The sequence below is a fragment of the Pseudooceanicola sediminis genome, from assembly GCF_003575965.1.
In the GTDB taxonomy this organism is placed as follows: Bacteria; Pseudomonadota; Alphaproteobacteria; order Rhodobacterales; family Rhodobacteraceae; genus Pseudooceanicola; species Pseudooceanicola sediminis.
The window spans coordinates 85,288-103,206 of record NZ_QWJJ01000002.1 but is presented as its reverse complement, the minus strand read 5'-3'; the positions used below and the strand labels follow the sequence as shown (position 1 = coordinate 103,206).

Genomic DNA, 17,919 nt, shown 5'->3' with positions numbered 1-17,919 from the left:
GGAGGCAGCGAAGCTGGCGGGGCGGAGCCCCCCCTTTCTGCGGAAACTGAAAACCCCGCCAGTATTTCTCTGACGGGGCTTCAAGCTTGTCGTGCGGATTTCTGGAACTCAGACCGATTCAGTCTTGTACTTGACCGGTTTCCAGATCCGCTTGTTGGTCAGGTAGAGCAGGACCGAAAGCAGGACGAGGAAAATGACGGCAACCAGACCGGCATGTTTGCGTGCCATCAGCTTCGGCTCGGCTGCCCACATAAGAAAGGCAGCGACGTCTTCGGCTTCATGGTGCAATTCGTTTGAATGTCCGTCGTCGAACTCCAGGTCCTCGCCGGCCAGGGGCGGTGGCATCGCGATCCAGCCGGTAGAGAACGCCGTGTTCTCGTAGTATGTCACGCCTGCCTGTTCGCGGGTTTCACCAGTGTAGCTGGTCAGGATGGCAGTGATGTATTCCGGCCCGCCGATCCCCTTCAGCAGTTGGTTGATACCGGTACCCGCCGGGCCGTGGAAAGCCGCGCGGGACTTGGCCATCAGGCTGAGATCCGGGGCATTCGACAGCGCGGAGCCCGGGAAGTGATCGTTCGGAGTCGCCGCGCGATAGTCGTCCAGCGCTGCATCGAAGACTTCGAAACGGCCCGAAAAGGCCCGCACCTGATCCTCGGGCAGGCCGGGGCCGCCGTCATCGCCCAGCGTGCGGATCGGGACATAGCGCAAGCCATGGCACGCCGCGCAGACCTCGGTGTAGACCTTGAGGCCGCGCTGCAGCTGGTTTTCGTCAAAGGCGCCGAATGGCCCCTCGAACGAGAAATCCACGTCGTGGATTTCTGCCGATTCATGCTCCTGCGCCGTGGCGGCGCCGGCCGTGAGGGCCAGGGCTGCAAGGGCAGAGAGGGGGAGTTTCCTGAACATGTGTCTCTGTCCTTTCCTTATTCGGCCGGGTGGCTCTTGCTGCCGTAATGCGCTTCGAAGTCGTCTTCGATGGTCGCGGGCGGGGTGGTCGGTTTCTCGATCACGCCGAGCAGGGGCAGGATCACCAGGAAGTAGCCGAACCAGTAGGCAGCCGCGATGAGGGAGATCCAGCCGGTCAGATTGGTGGGCGTTTGTGCGCCGACCCACATCAGGATGACGAAATCCAGCGCGAGCAGGGCGAACCACCACTTGAACATCGGACGATAGCGGCCCGACCGGGTGCGGCTGGTATCGAGCCACGGCACCAGGGCCATGACCGCGATCGCGCCGAACATCGCCAGCACGCCAAAGAACTTGGCGTCGATGATGCCACCTGTCAGCCAATGCAGGAACTGGACCAGCCAGACGTCGGCGGTAAAGGCGCGCAGGATCGCGTAGAACGGCAGGAAGTACCATTCGGGCACGATATGCGCCGGTGTCGCCAGCGGGTTCGCCTCGATATAGTTGTCGGGGTGCCCGAGGTAGTTCGGCATGAAACCGACGATGGCAAAGAAGACCGCCAGGATCACCGCCAGGGCGAACAGGTCCTTCAGCACGAAGTAGGGCCAGAACGGCAGGGTATCCTTGGCCGCGTCCTCCTTGCTGGTGCGCCGCACCTCGACACCCGTGGGGTTGTTGTTCCCGGTCGAGTGGAAGGCCCAGATGTGCACGGCGACAAGGCCGGCGATCACGAAGGGCAGCAGGTAGTGCAGGCTGAAGAAACGGTTCAGCGTCGCGTTGTCCACGGCCGGTCCGCCCAGCAGCCAGACCTGAAGCGATTCACCGATCCAGGGGATTGCCCCGAACAGGCCGGTGATCACGGTCGCACCCCAGAACGACATCTGACCCCAGGGCAGGACGTAGCCCATGAAACCGGTTGCCATCATCAGCAGGTAGATGATCATGCCGATGATCCAGGTGATCTCGCGTGGGGCCTTGTAGGAGCCGTAGTAGAGGCCGCGGAAAATGTGCAGGTACACGGCGAGGAAGAACAGCGAGGCGCCGTTGGCATGCAGGTAGCGCAGCATGAAGCCGCCATTCACGTCGCGCATGATGTGTTCGACGCTGGCAAAGGCCATGTCGACATGCGGGGTGTAATGCATCACCAGGACAATGCCGGTGACGATCTGCATCACCAGGCAGAAGGTCAGGATGATACCCCAGATCCACATCCAGTTCAGGTTCTTGGGCGTGGGGATCATGATGGTGTCGTAGAGCAGGCCGATGACCGGCAGGCGCGAATGCACCCACTTTTCAGGCCCGCTCTTGGGTTCGTAATGGTCGTGCGGAATTCCGGCCATGATGTCCTCCCTCAGCCCAGAATGATTTCGGACTCGCCATCGAAGGCGGCCAGCGGAATAGGCAGGTTCTCAGGCGCCGGACCTTTGCGGATCCGTCCTGCGGTGTCGTAGTGCGACCCGTGGCAAGGGCAGAACCAGCCGCCAAAGTCACCGGATTCGCCCAGCGGCACACAGCCCAGGTGCGTACAGACGCCCATCATGACCAGCCATTCCTCGGCGGCCAGACCTTCGGCACCCTCGGGGGCCGTGGCGCGGTTTTCGTCCGTGGCCATCGAATCGCCTGTCAGGTTGGCGTTGCGCGCGTTCGAATCAGGCAGGGTCGCAGGATCGACCTCTTTCGCCTTGTCGACCTCCTCCTGGGTGCGGCGGCGAATGAACACCGGCTTGCCGCGCCATTTTACCGTGAGTTGTGTTCCGGTTTCGACACCGGAGACGTCAACCCGGATCGAGGACAGCGCCTGCACGTCTGCCGAGGGGTTCATCTGATTGACCAGTGGCCAGATGGCGGCACCGGCTGCGACGGCACCTGCGCCGGCTGTGGCGTAATAGAGGAAGTCCCTCCGGGTGCCTTCGTGATCTTCTGCGTGGGACACGAACTTAGCTCCATTCTTCGGCCGGCCGACGGCGGCCACATACGGGTTCGGGGCCGCGCAGATGCACAGCCGTTCCAAGCGGTTGTTTAGCGGGCCTCATTCCACAGGTCCAGCATACAATCGCCGATTGCGAAAAGGGGCGCGCATGTGTCGCGCTTGAGACCCTTGTGCCGCGCGTGTAAGCCTGTTGCAAAGACAGATCACGTCAGGACCCCTCCGATGATGCAGAAACCTTCCCGTTGTGCCCTGCGCAGCACCGCCGCAACGATCGCCGCAGCTGCCTTGCTGACCGGCATTTCCAGTGCGCCTGCACGGGCCGAGATCGAGGTGAACCTCTTCACCGGGTACCAGACGGCGCCGCACAGCCGCGTCAAGGGCACCTCGCCGACCAACGGCGATTTCAACGCGCTGATCGGCTGGGAAGGCAAGAGCTTCGATATGCCTCCCTACTACGGTGTGCGCGCCACCTGGTGGCGCGATGACAACTGGGGCGTCGGTCTCGAATTCACCCATGACAAGGTCTATGCGGACGAAGACGATATGGCCGCTGCCGGGTTCTCGCACCTCGAATTCACCGACGGGCTGAACATCATTACCGTCAACGCCTCGCGCCGCTGGCAGAATCAGTGGGGCAATATCACGCCCTATGTCAGCGGTGGCATCGGCATATCCATTCCCCATGTCGAGGTGACGCCGACCGGCGGTCAGAAAACCTTCGAATACCAGTATGGCGGTCCGGCCATGCGCCTGACAGCGGGGGCCAGCTATCCGATCAGCGATCAGTGGTCGCTGTTCGGGGAATACCAATTCACGGCGTCCAGGAACGAAACCGACCTCTCAGGGGGTGGCAACCTCGACACACGCATCTTCACCAACGCGCTGAACGTCGGTGTCGGCTTCCGCTTCTGACGCGGTTCCGGCTCATCGCAAACCGGATGATCGACACGAACAGGCCCGCCGGCGTCCGGCGGGCCTGTTCTGTTTGCTCCGGCATGGTCCCGATGTCGGTCGACTGCGGTTGATGTCGATCGATTGCGGGGCGTCCCAGGCCCGTGGCTGGCCTCAGGCCGGAACGGTTGCCTGCATCGCCGGACGGGCGGCAAAGGTCTCGTACCAGGCTGCCAGATTGTCGTTGCCCTCGCGCCAGGCGCGCGCGTCGTGCCGCAGGTCCAGATAGCCGAGCGCACAGCCCAGGGCGATCTGCGCCGCATCCAGCGGGCCGGCCAGGTGGCTCATCCAGCGCGCGTCGATCACGCTCAGGGTACGCGACACCTTTTGCCACTGCGCCTCGACCCAGTCCGGAAACACCTTTTCCTCGGGCCGCAGGCGGTGCTCATAGGCCATCAGGACGGCCGCCTCCATCATGCCATCGGCCAGCGCCTCCAGCGTCAGGACCTCCCAGGTCCGCGCCTCGGGGTACAGCCGCCCGCCCCCCAGCGAATCGAGGTAGCGACAGATTACCCGGCTGTCGCAGATCATCGGTCCGTCTTCACGCACCAACGCCGGCAACTTGCCCAGGGGATTCGCCGCAACCAGCACCGGATGCGACTCGAGCGCCGAGGTCGAGACATTCTCCAACGACACACTGTCGGACAGACCGGTTTCCAGGACCGTCACCCGAACCTTGCGGGCAAAGGGCGACAGTGGCGATACGATGGCTTTCAGACCGGACATGGACATGACTCCTCATTGCGTCGTGGCGACCCTAGGCCTGGCCAGAGGCCCTGTCCATCGCATTGGCGCCGGGGCTCAGCCGGTCCCGCGAACCCCGCGCATGAACGCTGCCAGGGCTGCTGAATCCGACCCATACCCCGGATGCTCAATGCTTGCCTGCTGCATGCCTGCCGAGGCGGCAAGGCGCACCGCATCGGACTTGTTCTGTGACAATTTCCAGGTCCCCTCGACAGTCTCGATGTGCATTTTCAATGGCAGAATGGCCCGCATCATCCGCTCGAGTGCGGGCTCGTTCATCTTCTCGCTGTGCCAGACCGGCTTTGGTGCCAGGCGTGTCTCGAAATTTTCGGACAAGCGGTCCAGCACAGGACGCATCTGAGCCTCCTCGAGCAGGGACAACAATCCTGTCACTTCGACCGAAACATAGTTCCAGGTCGGCACCTGGTCCTCAATGCCATACCAATCGGGCGAAACATATCCATGCGGACCCATCACCACCAACCGTGCCTGCCGACCCCCATGGCGCAAGGCCCGCACCACGGGGTTCGAGCGCACCAGATGCAGGATCAGGTGTTCCTCATCAATCACGAAAGGGGCCTGCGCCACCAAGGGCGGTGCGTCTCCGTCCGACAGGCAAAAAACACCGAAACCGATCTCTGCGGCAAAGCGCAGGTTTTCTTGTCGAGACATGGTGCGGTAGATCGGGTTCGGGTGCATTCAGGAATCCTTCTTATCGGGCGAGAGTCATCCTTGTCGCAGGGTTTCCGCCATGCAATCTCAATCCGCCACTGCGGTGACACGCATGGGGGCTCTGCCCCCGCCAGCTACGCTGCCTCCCCCGGGATATTTCGAACAGGGAAACATGCAGGACGGCGCTCTTTATCATCTGGCCGAAAATACCCCCGCCGGAGGCGTTCGGCGAGCCGTATTTCAGCACCGGCAGTTCCACCGTCTGAATACCGACGCGATACCGACGCGATACCGAGGTCGGCTTTCGCGTCGTCTTTGCAGCCGCCCATCGGAATTGTGGCAAAGCCCCGGTAAACCCGTTGTTCCTTTCAGGCCGTAAGATGTCCGTCGCTGTGCCCGGTAATCCGTGCCGTTACGATTTGGCCTTCGGGGTGGGGAGCGGTGAAATGTACCTCGGTGAACTGTTCCGTACGCCCCATCTTCGGGCTCTCCATCAGGATGCTGTGGGTTTTGCCGGGCTGATCCGCAAGGTGTCGTGCAACTTGTCTGTCACCGGCCGCGCGAAGGCGCGCGGCGCGGGATTTGATCGCGCGCCCATTCACCTGGGGCATCCGCGCGGCGGGGGTGCCTGGGCGTGGCGAATAGGGAAAGACATGCAACCAGGTCAGGTCGCAATCCTCCACCAATTTCAACGAGTTGCTGAACATCGCCTCGGTTTCCGTCGGAAAGCCCGCGATGATGTCCGCACCGAATGTCATGTCGGGGCGCAGGCGCCGTGCGTCTTCGCAAAACCGAATAGCGTCATCGCGCAAGTGGCGGCGTTTCATCCGTTTCAGGATCATGTCGTCGCCGGCCTGCAGGCTAAGGTGAAGATGTGGCATGAGGCGCGGTTCGGTCGCGATCGCCTGCATCAGCGCGTCATCAGCCTCAATCGAATCGATCGAGCTGATGCGCAACCTTGCAAGGTCGGGGACCAGCTTGAGGATGCGCAGGACCAGGTCGCCCAACCTCGGCGTCGCCGGCAGGTCCGCCCCCCAGGAGGTGAGGTCGACCCCGGTCAGCACGACCTCCTGATATCCCTGATCGACCAACCGCTTGATCTGTTCGACCACGACCCCTGCCGCGACGGACCGGGAATTGCCGCGGCCAAAGGGGATGATGCAGAAGGTACAGCGGTGATCGCACCCGTTCTGCACCTGGACATATGCGCGAGAGCGGGTTCCGAAGCCGTCGATCAGGTGCCCGGCGGTTTCGGTGACGGACATGATGTCATCGACGCGCACACGCTCTGTATCACCAATGAAATCAGGTGACAGGTTGGCCCAGGTGGCAGGCTGCATCTTTTCGGTATTGCCGATGATCAGGTCGACCTCGGACATTGCGGCAAAGGTTTCGGGTTCGGTCTGGGCCGCGCAGCCTGTGACGATCAGCGTCGCCTGGGGGTTTTCGCGGCGCAGGCGCCGGATGTCCTGCCGGGCCTTGCGCACGGCCTCGGATGTCACGGCACAGGTGTTGACAACCACTGCGTTCTCGACACCGGCCTCGGCGGCCAGCGCCTTCATCGCTTCGGTTTCATAGGCGTTCAGGCGACAGCCGAGCGTAGTGAAGAGTGGCGTATTGTCCATCGCTCAGGCCCCTGTGATTGCGGCGGGAAGGACGCCGTCGAAGACATGCGCGGTCGGTCCGGTCATCCAGACGCCATCATCGCGCCAGTCCAGCGTCAGCCAGCCGCCGTCCAGCTCCATGCGCACCCGGCGCTCGGTCAGGCCGCGCAGGGCCGCCGCTACGGCCGTGGCGCAGGCGCCCGACCCGCAGGCGAGGGTGACGCCGGTGCCCCGTTCCCAGACCCGCATGCGGATCTCGTCGCGGCTGCGCACCTGTGCGAATTCGACGTTCACCTGTTCCGGAAACAGCGGATCTTTTTCGACCTCGGGGCCGCGCTGCATCAACGGCACCGCTTCGGCATCGTCGACAAAGAAGACGCAGTGCGGATTCCCCATGCCGACGGCAACAGGGTCACCCGCCAGCGGCAGGTGCTTCACGTCGACGGCGCGCGCCAGTGGCACCTCGTGCCAGTCCAGCTGCGGCGGCCCCATGTTGACACTGATCTGATCGCCCTCGCGCCGGGCCTGCAACAGGCCGCGTGCGGTGCGGATCGTGATGCTGTCGCCGCCCTCTGCCAGGACATGCGCCGCCACGCAGCGCGTGGCATTGCCGCAGGCCTGTGCGCGGGTGCCATCGCTGTTCCAGAAGTCGAGCGTGATGTCGGACCCGTCGCCATCCCTGATCTCGGCCAACTGGTCGAAGCCGACGCCGAAATGGCGACTGCCCACCGCACGTGCAAGCGCAGGCGTCGTCACCGCCTCGCGCCCGCGCGAGTCGATCACGACAAAGTCGTTGCCAAGCCCATGCATCTTCATGAAGGGCAGGCCATGGGGAAAATCGTTGATCTGCATTGCGGCGATATAGACCCTCCGACCCTTGTTGAAAAGGCGCGCCACGACGCCGTCCAGGTGCGCGCGCGCTTTTCTGTGAATTTTTTGTGGATTTCTGCTTGACCCTACCCGCTGGCACCCTTAGACGGCGGCTCGAGTGGGCCGTTAGCTCAGCTGGTAGAGCGGCTGACTTTTAATCAGTAGGTCACAGGTTCGAACCCTGTACGGCTCACCACTCACCCCAACCTTGTTGTTGCGCGATATCAGAGCCTTGGGCCTGATCTGCGCCAATCTCGACGACACGGCGATGTCGACCCCGACCCGCAGTTGGGCCGGGGTGGCGATGTGTCAGGCGCGGGTGTGGTCGCACTGCTTGTTCCAGCGGATCGACGACCAGAGAGAGGCGCCGATCACGACCGCACCGCCCAGCCCGGTCACCGCTTCGGGAATCTCGATCAGGGCCTGTGCGAACATCACGACGGACAGCGCGATAATGGCGTAGAACGCCCCGTGTTCCAGATAGCGGTATTGGGTCAAGGTGCCCTTTTCGACCAGCATGATGGTCATTGATCGCACGTACATCGCACCGATTCCCAGGCCGATGGCGATGATGAACAGGTTCTGACTCAGCGCGAAGGCCCCGATCACCCCGTCAAATGAAAACGAGGCGTCAAGCACCTCAAGATACAGAAAGGCGCCCAGCCCCCCACGCGCGCCGGCGCCCAGCGTGGCCTTTGGACTGTCCAGCGCGCGGCCCAGGATCTCGACCAGCAGAAAGGTGACAAGTCCCCAGATTGCAGCCCAGATAAAGACCTGGGACGAACGCCCGGGCAGCAGTGCCGAAAAGGTCAGGATGATCAGCAGAACAACCGCCACCTCGACACTTCGGATCGAGGCGACGCGCGACATGCGGCATTCCAGCCAGTTCAGCCAATGGATATCCTTGTCCGTATCGAAAAAGAAATTCAGGCCCACCATCATCAGGAAGGTTCCGCCGAACGCCGCGATGGGCAGATGGGCGTGATGCATGATCTCGGCGTATTCCTCGGGCCGGGTCGAGGCCAGCATCAGCGCCTTCCAGGGGCTGATTCCGGCGGCGACGACGACGACAAGCAGCGGAAACAGGATGCGCATTCCGAACACGGCGATGAGGATGCCCCACGTCAGAAAGCGGCGTTGCCACAGCGGTGTCATTTCCTTCAGCTTGTTGGCGTTCACGATGGCATTGTCGAACGACAGGCTGATTTCCAGCACCGCCAGAATCGCGCAGATCAGGAAAACCGTCAGTGTGCCGCGAAGCGTGCCGGTGGTTTGCCATCCCAGAAGGGCGGCCAGTGCCAGCCCGACGGCCGTGACCACGAGGGCCCAGAAAAAGTAGTGCATGAATGCGCCCGAGGACGGCGTTTGCCGTTTTGGCCCGCGTGTGAGCAACGTCCTGAATAGCATGCTGGATAGGTCCAGGCGGCTGGAACCGAACGCAGTGCCGACATCACGAAAGCACCGCCACTTTCGCCAGAGGGGCCCGGTCGCTGCACAGGCCGCGTACGGCCTGGTGCGCCCATCTTACGCAGTTTCGGGGCAAACGTAAATCGGGTTTCGCGGGCCACCGGCGGCCTTTGCGGACCCTTTCCCTTTGCTGCCATGGCCCTATGGTCTTTGCGGAAAGGTCGGCCCACGTTCGTCCGGGCCGTCTCGCATGTCACGAAAACCCGTCGGGGGCCGTGACATCGCAGGCTGTTCCGGGGAGGGCGGATGTGCCATCCCCGGGCATCGACAGGAGACCGCACAATGACCCACCACCCCGCCATCGTTCCCGGAACCGTTGCCGTCGTGACAGGGGGTGCCAGCGGAATCGGCCTGGCCGCCGCCCGCCGTTTTGCAGCTGCGGGGATGCAGGTCGTGATTGCGGACCTGCCTGGCCCGGCGCTGGACGCGGCACAACAGGCGCTGAGCACGGATGGGCATACGGTTCACGCCCAGCCTACCGACGTGTCCTGCCGCGCCGATATCGTGGCGCTGCGCGCGGCGGCGCAGGCGCTCGGCCCGGTCAGCGTGGTGATGAGCAATGCCGGCCGCGAAGGCGGGGGCGGGCTGTTCGCGGGCGAAGAGGTCTGGCGGGCCACGCTCGAGACGAATCTATGGGGGGCGATCCACTGCACGCAGGTGTTCGCGCCCGACATGATCGCGGGTAGCGCGCCGGGCGCGATCATCTGCACCGGCTCGAAACAGGGCATCACCCTGCCGCCCGGCGATACCGCCTACAACGTCAGCAAGGCGGCACTCAAGGCGCTGACGGAATCCTTGTCGCATGATCTGGTACAGCAGACGGCGGGGCGCGTCTCGGCGCACCTGCTGATCCCCGGGTTCACGTTCACCGGCCTGACCCGCGCCCGTGGCGTGGAGGAAAAACCAGAGGCCGCGTGGAGCGCCGAACAGGTCGCAGACTACATGATGGAGCGTTTGGCCGCCGGAGACTTCTACATCTTGTGCCCGGATAATGAGGTCGACACCGCCACTGATCGCAAGAGGATGCTTTGGGCGGCAGGTGACGTCGCTGAAAACCGTCCTGCCCTGTCACGCTGGCACCCCGATCACGCCGACGCGTTCAGGGCCTACATGGCCGAGGAAGGCTGATCCTCTGCCAGTTTACCCCCAAGGGGTGCATAAATTGCCAGTGCATCCTCAGGGGCGCATCGATTCGCCCTGGTGAAACAGATGCACGTTTTCGGGTGCGGCGGTCAGGCCCATGGTTTGACCGCGCAGACCGGCATGCACGCCGTTCAGCTTGGCAATCAGGGCAGGATCGGTCCCGACAGTCTCGAAATACAGTAGCGTGACCTCGCCCAGTGCTTCGGTAAAGTCGATGCGACCCCGGAACAACGCCGCGCCCTCGGTCACCTCCAGATGCTCGGGGCGCACACCGATGTTGACGGTCTTGCCCATATCGGCCTCGGTCGTCGGAATGTCCGACAGCACGTATTCGCCATGTTCCAGCTGTACCTGCGTCTGTGCGCCCGTCGCCGTGACCTTTCCCGGCAGCAGGTTCATCGCGGGCGACCCGATGAACAGCGCGACTTTTTCATTGGCTGGCCGCTCATAAAGGTCCATCGGCGTGCCGACCTGCGCGATGCCCTTGTCGGCCAGCATCACGATGCGGCTGGCCAGGGTCATTGCCTCGACCTGATCATGGGTGACGTAGATCATCGTGCGGTCCGGCATCGCCTCCTTCAGGCGGGCAATCTCGATCCGGGTCGCGACCCGCAGCGCGGCGTCCAGGTTCGAAAGCGGCTCGTCGAACAGGTAGATCTTCGGATCGCGCACGATCGAACGACCGATCGCGACCCGCTGACGCTGCCCGCCGGACAGCGCCTTGGGCAGCCGGTCAAGGTAATCCTCAAGTTGCAGGACACGGGCCGCATCTTCGATGGCCTTGTCGATCTCGGCCTTGGATTTCTTGGCCAGCTTCAGGGCGAAGGCCATGTTTTCGCGCACGGTCATGTGCGGATAGAGGGCGTAGCTCTGAAACACCATCGCGATGCCGCGCTGTGCCGGCGGAATGTCGTTCATCCGCTGCCCGTCGATCATCAGGTCCCCGCCCGAGATCTTCTCCAGCCCCGCGATCATTCGCAGCAGGGTCGACTTGCCGCAACCCGACGGCCCGACAAAGACGATCAGCTCACCCGGTTCGATTTCGAGGTTGATATCCTTGAGGACGCGCACCGCGCCCCCATAGGTTTTTTCGACATTGCTCAGTGTGACCTGGGACATGGCTCAATCCGCCTTCTTTCTTGCGACCAGGTAGCCCCAACCGGGCAGCTCTGCGCGGCCTGAGGTCGCCTCGGTCGCGCCGATGATGTCGGTTGCCATGTTCTCCCATTCGCCTGCGGGCAGGGTAACGCTGGTGCCGTCGCGCCCCAGGTTGAAGGCGCAGAACACGGTTTCGGCCCCATCGACACGCAGGAACGTCAGCAGGTCGCCATTCGCCTGCATGTCTTCCTGGCTGCCGCGCATCAGCGCCGGACTGTCGTGGCGCATCTGGATGGTGCGGCGATAGTGGTTCAGCGTCGAGGTCTTGCGCACCTCCTGCTGGTCCACCGCCAGCACCGCCTGGGACGAACTGATCGGCAGCCAGGGCATTTCCGACCCGAACCCGGCGTGGTCCGAATTCGCCTCCCAGACCATCGGGGTGCGGCAGCCGTCGCGGCCCTTGAACTCGGGCCAGAACTCGATGCCATAGGGATCCTGCAGCGATTCATAGGGCACATCGGCCTCGGGCAGGCCCAGCTCCTCGCCCTGATAGATGCAGGCGGACCCGCGCAGGCACATCAGCAGGGTGTTGAACGTCTTTGTGGCAACGTCGGTCAGCAGCCAGCGCGTCGGATGGCGCACAACGTCATGGTTGGAATAGGCCCAGCAGGCCCAGCCATCGCTCGCCACGCGCGCAACATGGTCCATCGTTTCCTTGATGAATTTCGCCGTCGGCGTGTCGCCTGACAGCAACTCGAAGGCATAGCACATGTTCATCAGGTCGTCGCCGGCGGTGTACTGGCCCAATATCTCCAGGCCGAGCTGTTCATCCCCGACCTCGCCCACGGCGGCGGCCCCGTATGGCTTCATCACCGCGCGCAACCGGCGCAGGAACTCCAGGTTTTCGGGGCGCGACTTGTCGTAGAGGTGCTCTTGCCAGTTATAGGGGTTTACCGCCGGGGCCGTCTTGGCCGTGCGCAGCTCGGGCGCAATGGCGGGGTTGTTCCGCAGTTCCGCGTCGTGGGTGTAGAAGTTGATGGTATCCAGGCGAAACCCATCCACGCCCCGGTCCAGCCAGAAGGTCGCGACATCCAGCAGCGCCTGTTGAACGGCGGGAGAATGGAAATTCAGGTCCGGCTGAGAGGTCAGGAAGTTGTGCAGGTAATATTGCTGGCGGCGCGAATCCCACTGCCAGGCGGGCCCGCCAAAGATCGACAGCCAGTTGTTGGGCGGTGTGCCGTCGGGCTTGGCGTCGCCCCAGACGTACCAGTTCGACTTGTCGTTGTCGCGACCGTTTCGGCTTTCCGCGAACCAGGGATGCTGATCCGACGTGTGCGACAGCACCAGGTCGATCATCACCCGCAACCCCAGGCTATGGGCCCGCGCCAGCAGCGCGTCGAAATCGGCCAGCGCCCCGAACATCGGATCGATGTCGCAGTAATCACTGACGTCATAGCCGAAATCCTTCATCGGAGACGTGAAGAACGGCGAAATCCAGATCGCGTCCACTCCCAGCGAGGCGACGTAGGGCAGGCGTTCGGTGATCCCGGCCAGATCGCCGATCCCGTCGCCGTTGCTGTCCTGGAAACTGCGCGGATAGATCTGGTAGATCACGCCCCCGCGCCACCAGTCATCGGCGCCAGCGGTTGTGGTTTCTGTCGATAGGGCGAGTTGTGAGGTCATGGAGTGTCCTATTTCACGGAACCGGCCAACAGGCCGCGGACCAGGTATTTCTGCATGGCAAAGAACACGAACAGCGGCACCGCAATGGATACGAACGCGGCCGTGGCAAGAATTTCCCAATTGCCACCCCGGGTGCCCAGCAAATCGACGATCTGGGCCGTCATCACGGTCGTCTGACCCGTGGCGTCGATCAGGAACACCTTGGCCACCAGCAGGTCGTTCCATGTCCACAGGAACTGAAAGATCGCGAAACTGGCAAGGGCGGGGAAGGACAAGGGAAGGATGATCTTGGTGAATATCTGGAACTCGGTTGCGCCATCCACGCGCGCGTTTTCGATGATGTCACGCGGCAGACCCGCCATGTAGTTGCGCAGCAGGTAGATTGCCATGGGCAGGCCGAACCCGGTGTGGGCCAGCCAGACGCCCAGGTAGCCCTTGCCGATGCCGATGGCCAGGTGCAGCTTCAGCAGCGGGATCAGCGCCAGTTGCAGCGGCACGACCAGCAGCCCGACGACCAGCGCGATCAGCAGGGCGCGGCCCTTGAAATCCATCCAGGCCAGGGCATAGGCGGCGAAGGCGGCGATCAGGATCGGAATCACCGTCGCCGGAATCGTCACCGTCATGGTGCTGAAGAACGCATTCACCATGCCATCGGTATTGCGCCCGCTGAACAGCAGGTTGCGGTAATTCTCGAACGTCAGCTCGGGCGGGGTGGTGGCGACGACAAACACCCGCTCGCCCCGTCGTCCGGTGAACTCGGCCGGGCCTTCCATGCGATAGTTGCCGGCATCGTCCACGGTCAGGGTGGCCCCATCGTCAACCTCGGCCACGTCGCCCGGCTCATAGGCGGCAATGTCGCGCGAAGAGGTACCCCAGGCGGAAACCGTCGCCTCGTCCACGGGCCGCCCGTCGACGGCAAACAGGTTGCCCTCGATCACGTAGAGCGCACCTTGCTGCACCTGCGTTTCGGGGCTGTCTGTGCGCAGCGTCAGGTTCTGCTCCGACGGAAACAGCGCCTTCCACCAACCGTTCGTGGCAATCTGGTCGGCCGTGCGAAACGACGACACGAACAGGCCCACGGTGGGGAACAGCCACAGGGCCACCAGCAGCGCCACCGAAAGATGCACCGCCCATGTCAGCGAAGATTTGGTACCGGCGATATTGTCCATGTCTGCCCCTCAGCGCATTTCTTTCCGCGCATTGCGGACGTTCCAGACCAGGATGGGCGACACCAGCAGCATGATGATCATGGCCGATGCCGATCCGATGCCCCAGTCATTGGCGCGAAACAGCTTGTCGAACATGTAGTTGGCCAGAACCTGCGTTTCCCACTGCCCGTTGGTCATGGCGTAGACGATGTCAAAGACCTTCAGCACGATGATGGTGATCGTGGTCCAGACCACCAGAATGGTCGTCCTGATCTGCGGCACCTTGATGCGAAAGAAGATCTGGAACGGGTTCGCCCCGTCCACGATCGCCGCCTCGACCGTCTCTTCGGGGATACCGCGCAGGGCGGCCGACAGGATCACCATGGCAAACCCCGTCTGGATCCACACCAGCACCATCATCAGGAAAAAGTTGTTCCAGAACGGGATTGTCAGCCAGTTCTGCGGGCTGTCTCCACCCAGGGCGATGTAGATCGCGTTCAACACGCCGATCTGCGCCTGGTCGATGGGACGGGCATCATAGATCAGCTTCCAGATCACCGCCGCACCGACGAATGAAATTGCCATCGGCATGAAGATCAGCGATTTCGCGATGCCCCCCCACCGGATCCGGTCCGTCAGCTGCGCCGCCAGCAACCCGAACGCGGTCGACGCGGCAGGCACCACGATCAGCCACAGCATGTTGTTGCGCATCGCCTCCCAGAACTTCGGCTCGTTGAACATCTGGGTGTAATTGCTCAGCCCCGCCCAGCGATAGCCGCCGCCCGGCACCCGGTCGGTCAGCGACAGGCGCAGGGTCTCGAACACCGGATAGGCCAGATAAACGCCAAGGGCAAAGATGGCGGGAAACAGAAACAGCCAGGGCCGGATCAGGTTGGCGCGGTTGATGTTGCGCCCGGCGTTTGGACCCGTGGGGCGGCAGATCACCTTGTCCAGCAACAGGTTGGACAGGTAGAAATAGCTGATACACCCTCCCAGCCCGATCAGGATCGTCAGCACGGCCTGCAGTGCGGAGTTCATCTTGCCCTTCCCCTTCGTCGCGGCCCGAGTCTGCGCCGGCTGTCTGCGCCGGCTGACCGAAATCTTGGTCTCAAATGCACGAAAGGGCAACGCGCTTGCGACGCGTCGCCCCTCGTCGTCGGTTTTACTTCAGGGCGTCCCAGGAAGACTGGATCTCGTCCGCGACCTGCTGTGCGGGCTTGCCGCCGGTATAATCGACCATCCCGGTCCAGAATGACCCGGCCCCGATCGCACCCGGCATCAGATCGGATGCGTCAAAGCGGAAAGTGGTGGCATTCAGCAGGATATCGTTCATCTTCTTCAGCGTCGGGTCGGAAAAGACCTCGGTGTCGACACCCTTGAACGGGGTCAGGAACCCCTGGCGTGCCATCCAGATCTCATGCGCCTCGGGGGTTTCGAGGTAGGCAATCAGATCACGCGCGCCCTGGCTGTCGTCGGTAATGGCCCACAGGGTGCCCGCGCCCAGGACCGGGCTGCCCAGGTCCTTGTCCGCATAGGCGGGAAAGTAAAAGAAATCAGCGTCTTCTCCAACCAGCGTCCCCTCGGGGAAAAAGCTGGGGATGAACGACGCCTGGTGGTGCATGTAGCACTGCGGCGGGGCCGAAAACAGGCCCTTGGGGCTGTCGCGGAAATCGGTCGAGGCAACGGCCCCTGCGCCACCCGACACCTTGGCGTCGTCACGGGCGAACCAGCCGAAATCCTCGATCGCCTGCACGACGCGGGGGTCGTTGAAGGGGATCTCGTTGCTGACCCATCCGTCGTAGACATCCGTCGGGTTGTTGCGCAGCATGATGTCCTCGACCCAGTCGGTCGCAGGCCAGCCGGTCGCGCCGCCCGAACCCAGCCCGATGCACCACGGCGTTTCGCCGTCGGCCACCATCTGTTCGGTCAGCGCCTTGAGGTCTTCCATCGTCTCGGGCACCTCATAGCCCGCATCCTCAAAGTTCTCGGGCACGTACCAGACCAGCGATTTCACATCGACCTTGTAGAAAAAGCCGTACAGCGCATCCTCGCCATCGGGGCCGGGGTAGGTGCCCAGATCGACCCAGGACTGGCCCGCGGCATAGTTTTCCTTGACCCAGTCGGCGGTGCCATCGGGCATCGGCGTCAGGAACCCGGCGCGCGCCATGTCCTTGGCCAGGCCGGGCTGGGGAAAGATCGCGATATTGGGCGCGGAACCGGCCTCGGCATCGATGCGGATCTGCTGTTCAAAGCTGTCGGAGCCGACATAGGACACCTCGTGCCCCGAGGCCTTGGCGAACCCGGCCATGACCGCTTCGACATCTTCCTGGTCCGGCCCCAGCCATGGGCCGAACACCGTGACCTTTTCGGCATGGGCGCCGCCAGCCATCAGTGCCAGGGCTGCGGTGGCCATAATAAACGTATTTTTCATTGTTTCTCCTCCCGGTTGCATTGAGCGTGTCATTGCGCCGATCACGACTCAAGCTTCAAAGCGCTTTGAATGCTGCATTTTAATGTCCACACTGGCGCGCGATGTCAATCTATTGTCTCAAATTCTTTCATTTCCAACGCATTCTGGAAGTTTTATCTTGAGACGTCAACGGGATTGACCTGCTGCCTGTTTCGCTTCAAAGAGGACTCAATACGGATTTTCCAAACCGCTTTGGAGCGATGATGAACCTCAAGACCCTGGCCGAAAAACTGGGGCTGTCGCAAACCACGGTCAGCCGGGCCCTGAACGGCTATCCCGAGGTCAGCGAAGCGACCCGCCTGCGCGTGCAGGATGCTGCGGTCCGGTTCAACTACCGGCCCAACAGCCGTGCCAAGGGGTTGGCGACCGGGCGGTCGATGGTCGTCGCGCAGATCGTGCCGGGGTCGTCCGAGCATGAGATGGTCAACCCGATCTTCGGCGATTTCGTCGGCGGCGCGACAGAGGCGCTGGCGCGTTTCGGCTACGACATGATGATCAGCCGCGTGCTCGAGGATGACGAGGGCAAGATCTATCGCGAACTTCATGCACGTGGCGCGGTCGATGCGGTGATCCTGCAAGGGCCGTCGGTCGAGGATCCGCGCATCCCGCTGCTGAACGAGATCGGGATGCCCTACATCGTGCATGGCCGCTCGACCGGGATCACCGCGCCCTACAGTTGGGTGGACGTCAACAACAAACGGTCGTTCAGGCGCGCCACGCAGTTCCTGACCGACCTTGGCCACCGTCGCATCGCGCTGATCAACGGCTTGGAATACATGGATTTTGCCCAACGCCGTCGCTCCGGCTATCAAGAGGCGCTGGATGCCGCCGGCATTGCCGCCGATCCTGCCCTGATGTGCAGTGCCGATATGACCGAAGGCTACGGGTATCGTGAAACCCGGCGCCTGTTGCACCTTGCCGATCCGCCCACCGCGATCTTGTCGGCCTCTATGCTGGCGGCCATCGGCATTCGCCGCGCGATACAGGAATCCGGCCTGACGATGGGCCGCGACGTGTCGGTCATCACCCACGATGACGACCTGTCCTATCTGCGCAACGGTGACGATATTCCGATTTTCACCGCCACCCGGGCGTCGGTCCGCGCGGCTGGCGCCATTCTGGCCGAACAGCTGGTTGCGCTGATCTCCGCCCCGGAGAGCGGCCCCGTTCACCACATGATTGAGGCAGAGTTGGTCGTGGGTGGGTCCACCGGGCCGGCCCGCAGGAGAACCTGAC

At 62.9% G+C, this 17,919-nt stretch carries 16 protein-coding genes and 1 tRNA gene; 4 read left to right on the top strand and 13 right to left on the bottom strand.

The features are described from left to right. Positions 1 to 108: 108 nt before the first annotated feature. Genes DL237_RS02420 through petA form a run of 3 tightly spaced genes read right to left on the bottom strand, consistent with a single transcriptional unit; the run spans position 109 to position 2,836 of the window. On the bottom strand, positions 109 to 903 hold the full coding sequence (locus DL237_RS02420) for a cytochrome c1 (RefSeq protein WP_119397434.1): 795 nt from the start codon (positions 901 to 903) through the stop codon (positions 109 to 111). 17 nt (positions 904 to 920) lie between these two features. Beyond that, positions 921 to 2,243, bottom strand: a complete 1,323-nt coding sequence (gene petB, locus DL237_RS02415; RefSeq protein ID WP_119397433.1) for a cytochrome b — start codon at positions 2,241 to 2,243, stop codon at positions 921 to 923. A gap of 11 nt (positions 2,244 to 2,254) precedes the next feature. Continuing rightward, complete coding sequence (gene petA, locus DL237_RS02410; protein ID WP_119397672.1) at positions 2,255 to 2,836, bottom strand: ubiquinol-cytochrome c reductase iron-sulfur subunit; 582 nt, start codon at positions 2,834 to 2,836, stop codon at positions 2,255 to 2,257. A 219-nt stretch (positions 2,837 to 3,055) separates the two neighbouring features. On the opposite strand from petA, the gene DL237_RS02405 reads away from it, so the two are divergent. Beyond that, positions 3,056 to 3,745 carry an outer membrane protein gene (locus tag DL237_RS02405; protein ID WP_233544836.1) on the top strand — a complete coding sequence of 230 codons (690 nt, stop codon included), beginning with the start codon at positions 3,056 to 3,058 and terminating at the stop codon, positions 3,743 to 3,745. A gap of 153 nt (positions 3,746 to 3,898) precedes the next feature. Here DL237_RS02405 and DL237_RS02400 read toward each other — a convergent pair whose 3' ends face one another. From DL237_RS02400 to dapF, 4 genes are all read right to left on the bottom strand, one after another. Further along, a complete protein-coding gene (locus DL237_RS02400; protein ID WP_119397670.1) occupies positions 3,899 to 4,501 on the bottom strand; it encodes a glutathione S-transferase family protein in 603 nt (200 codons plus the stop codon). Between the two features lie 84 nt (positions 4,502 to 4,585). After that, on the bottom strand, positions 4,586 to 5,227 hold the full coding sequence (locus tag DL237_RS02395) for an FMN-binding negative transcriptional regulator (protein ID WP_119397432.1): 642 nt from the start codon (positions 5,225 to 5,227) through the stop codon (positions 4,586 to 4,588). Positions 5,228 to 5,568: 341 nt separating this feature from the next. After that, positions 5,569 to 6,825, bottom strand: coding sequence for a tRNA (N(6)-L-threonylcarbamoyladenosine(37)-C(2))-methylthiotransferase MtaB (gene mtaB / locus DL237_RS02390; RefSeq protein WP_119397431.1), 1,257 nt, complete (start codon positions 6,823 to 6,825; stop codon positions 5,569 to 5,571). Positions 6,826 to 6,828: 3 nt separating this feature from the next. Further along, entirely contained in the window at positions 6,829 to 7,656 is an 828-nt protein-coding gene (gene dapF, locus DL237_RS02385; protein ID WP_119397669.1) for a diaminopimelate epimerase, read from the bottom strand. A gap of 138 nt (positions 7,657 to 7,794) precedes the next feature. Between dapF and DL237_RS02380 the strand changes: the two genes are divergently transcribed. Continuing rightward, positions 7,795 to 7,870: transfer RNA gene (locus DL237_RS02380), tRNA-Lys, on the top strand. Between the two features lie 113 nt (positions 7,871 to 7,983). On the opposite strand, the gene DL237_RS02375 is transcribed toward DL237_RS02380, so the two are convergent. Further along, entirely contained in the window at positions 7,984 to 9,081 is a 1,098-nt protein-coding gene (locus tag DL237_RS02375; RefSeq protein ID WP_119397430.1) for a DUF475 domain-containing protein, read from the bottom strand. Positions 9,082 to 9,423: 342 nt separating this feature from the next. Here DL237_RS02375 and DL237_RS02370 point away from each other — a divergent pair, with 342 nt between their 5' ends. Further along, positions 9,424 to 10,269, top strand: coding sequence for an SDR family NAD(P)-dependent oxidoreductase (locus DL237_RS02370; protein ID WP_119397429.1), 846 nt, complete (start codon positions 9,424 to 9,426; stop codon positions 10,267 to 10,269). A gap of 48 nt (positions 10,270 to 10,317) precedes the next feature. Here DL237_RS02370 and DL237_RS02365 read toward each other — a convergent pair whose 3' ends face one another. From DL237_RS02365 to DL237_RS02345, 5 genes are all read right to left on the bottom strand, one after another. Further along, positions 10,318 to 11,403, bottom strand: a complete 1,086-nt coding sequence (locus DL237_RS02365; protein ID WP_119397428.1) for an ABC transporter ATP-binding protein — start codon at positions 11,401 to 11,403, stop codon at positions 10,318 to 10,320. Between the two features lie 3 nt (positions 11,404 to 11,406). Further along, a complete protein-coding gene (locus DL237_RS02360; protein ID WP_119397427.1) occupies positions 11,407 to 13,065 on the bottom strand; it encodes an alpha-glucosidase in 1,659 nt (552 codons plus the stop codon). Between the two features lie 8 nt (positions 13,066 to 13,073). Continuing rightward, positions 13,074 to 14,234: a carbohydrate ABC transporter permease gene (locus DL237_RS02355; RefSeq protein WP_119397426.1), complete on the bottom strand. Its 1,161-nt coding sequence runs from the start codon at positions 14,232 to 14,234 to the stop codon at positions 13,074 to 13,076. Between the two features lie 9 nt (positions 14,235 to 14,243). Beyond that, positions 14,244 to 15,251, bottom strand: coding sequence for a carbohydrate ABC transporter permease (locus DL237_RS02350; RefSeq protein WP_119397425.1), 1,008 nt, complete (start codon positions 15,249 to 15,251; stop codon positions 14,244 to 14,246). Between the two features lie 124 nt (positions 15,252 to 15,375). Then, entirely contained in the window at positions 15,376 to 16,644 is a 1,269-nt protein-coding gene (locus DL237_RS02345; RefSeq protein WP_119397424.1) for an ABC transporter substrate-binding protein, read from the bottom strand. Between the two features lie 242 nt (positions 16,645 to 16,886). On the opposite strand from DL237_RS02345, the gene DL237_RS02340 reads away from it, so the two are divergent. Next, positions 16,887 to 17,918 carry a LacI family DNA-binding transcriptional regulator gene (locus tag DL237_RS02340; RefSeq protein WP_119397668.1) on the top strand — a complete coding sequence of 344 codons (1,032 nt, stop codon included), beginning with the start codon at positions 16,887 to 16,889 and terminating at the stop codon, positions 17,916 to 17,918. The last annotated feature ends 1 nt before the right edge of the window (position 17,919 follow it).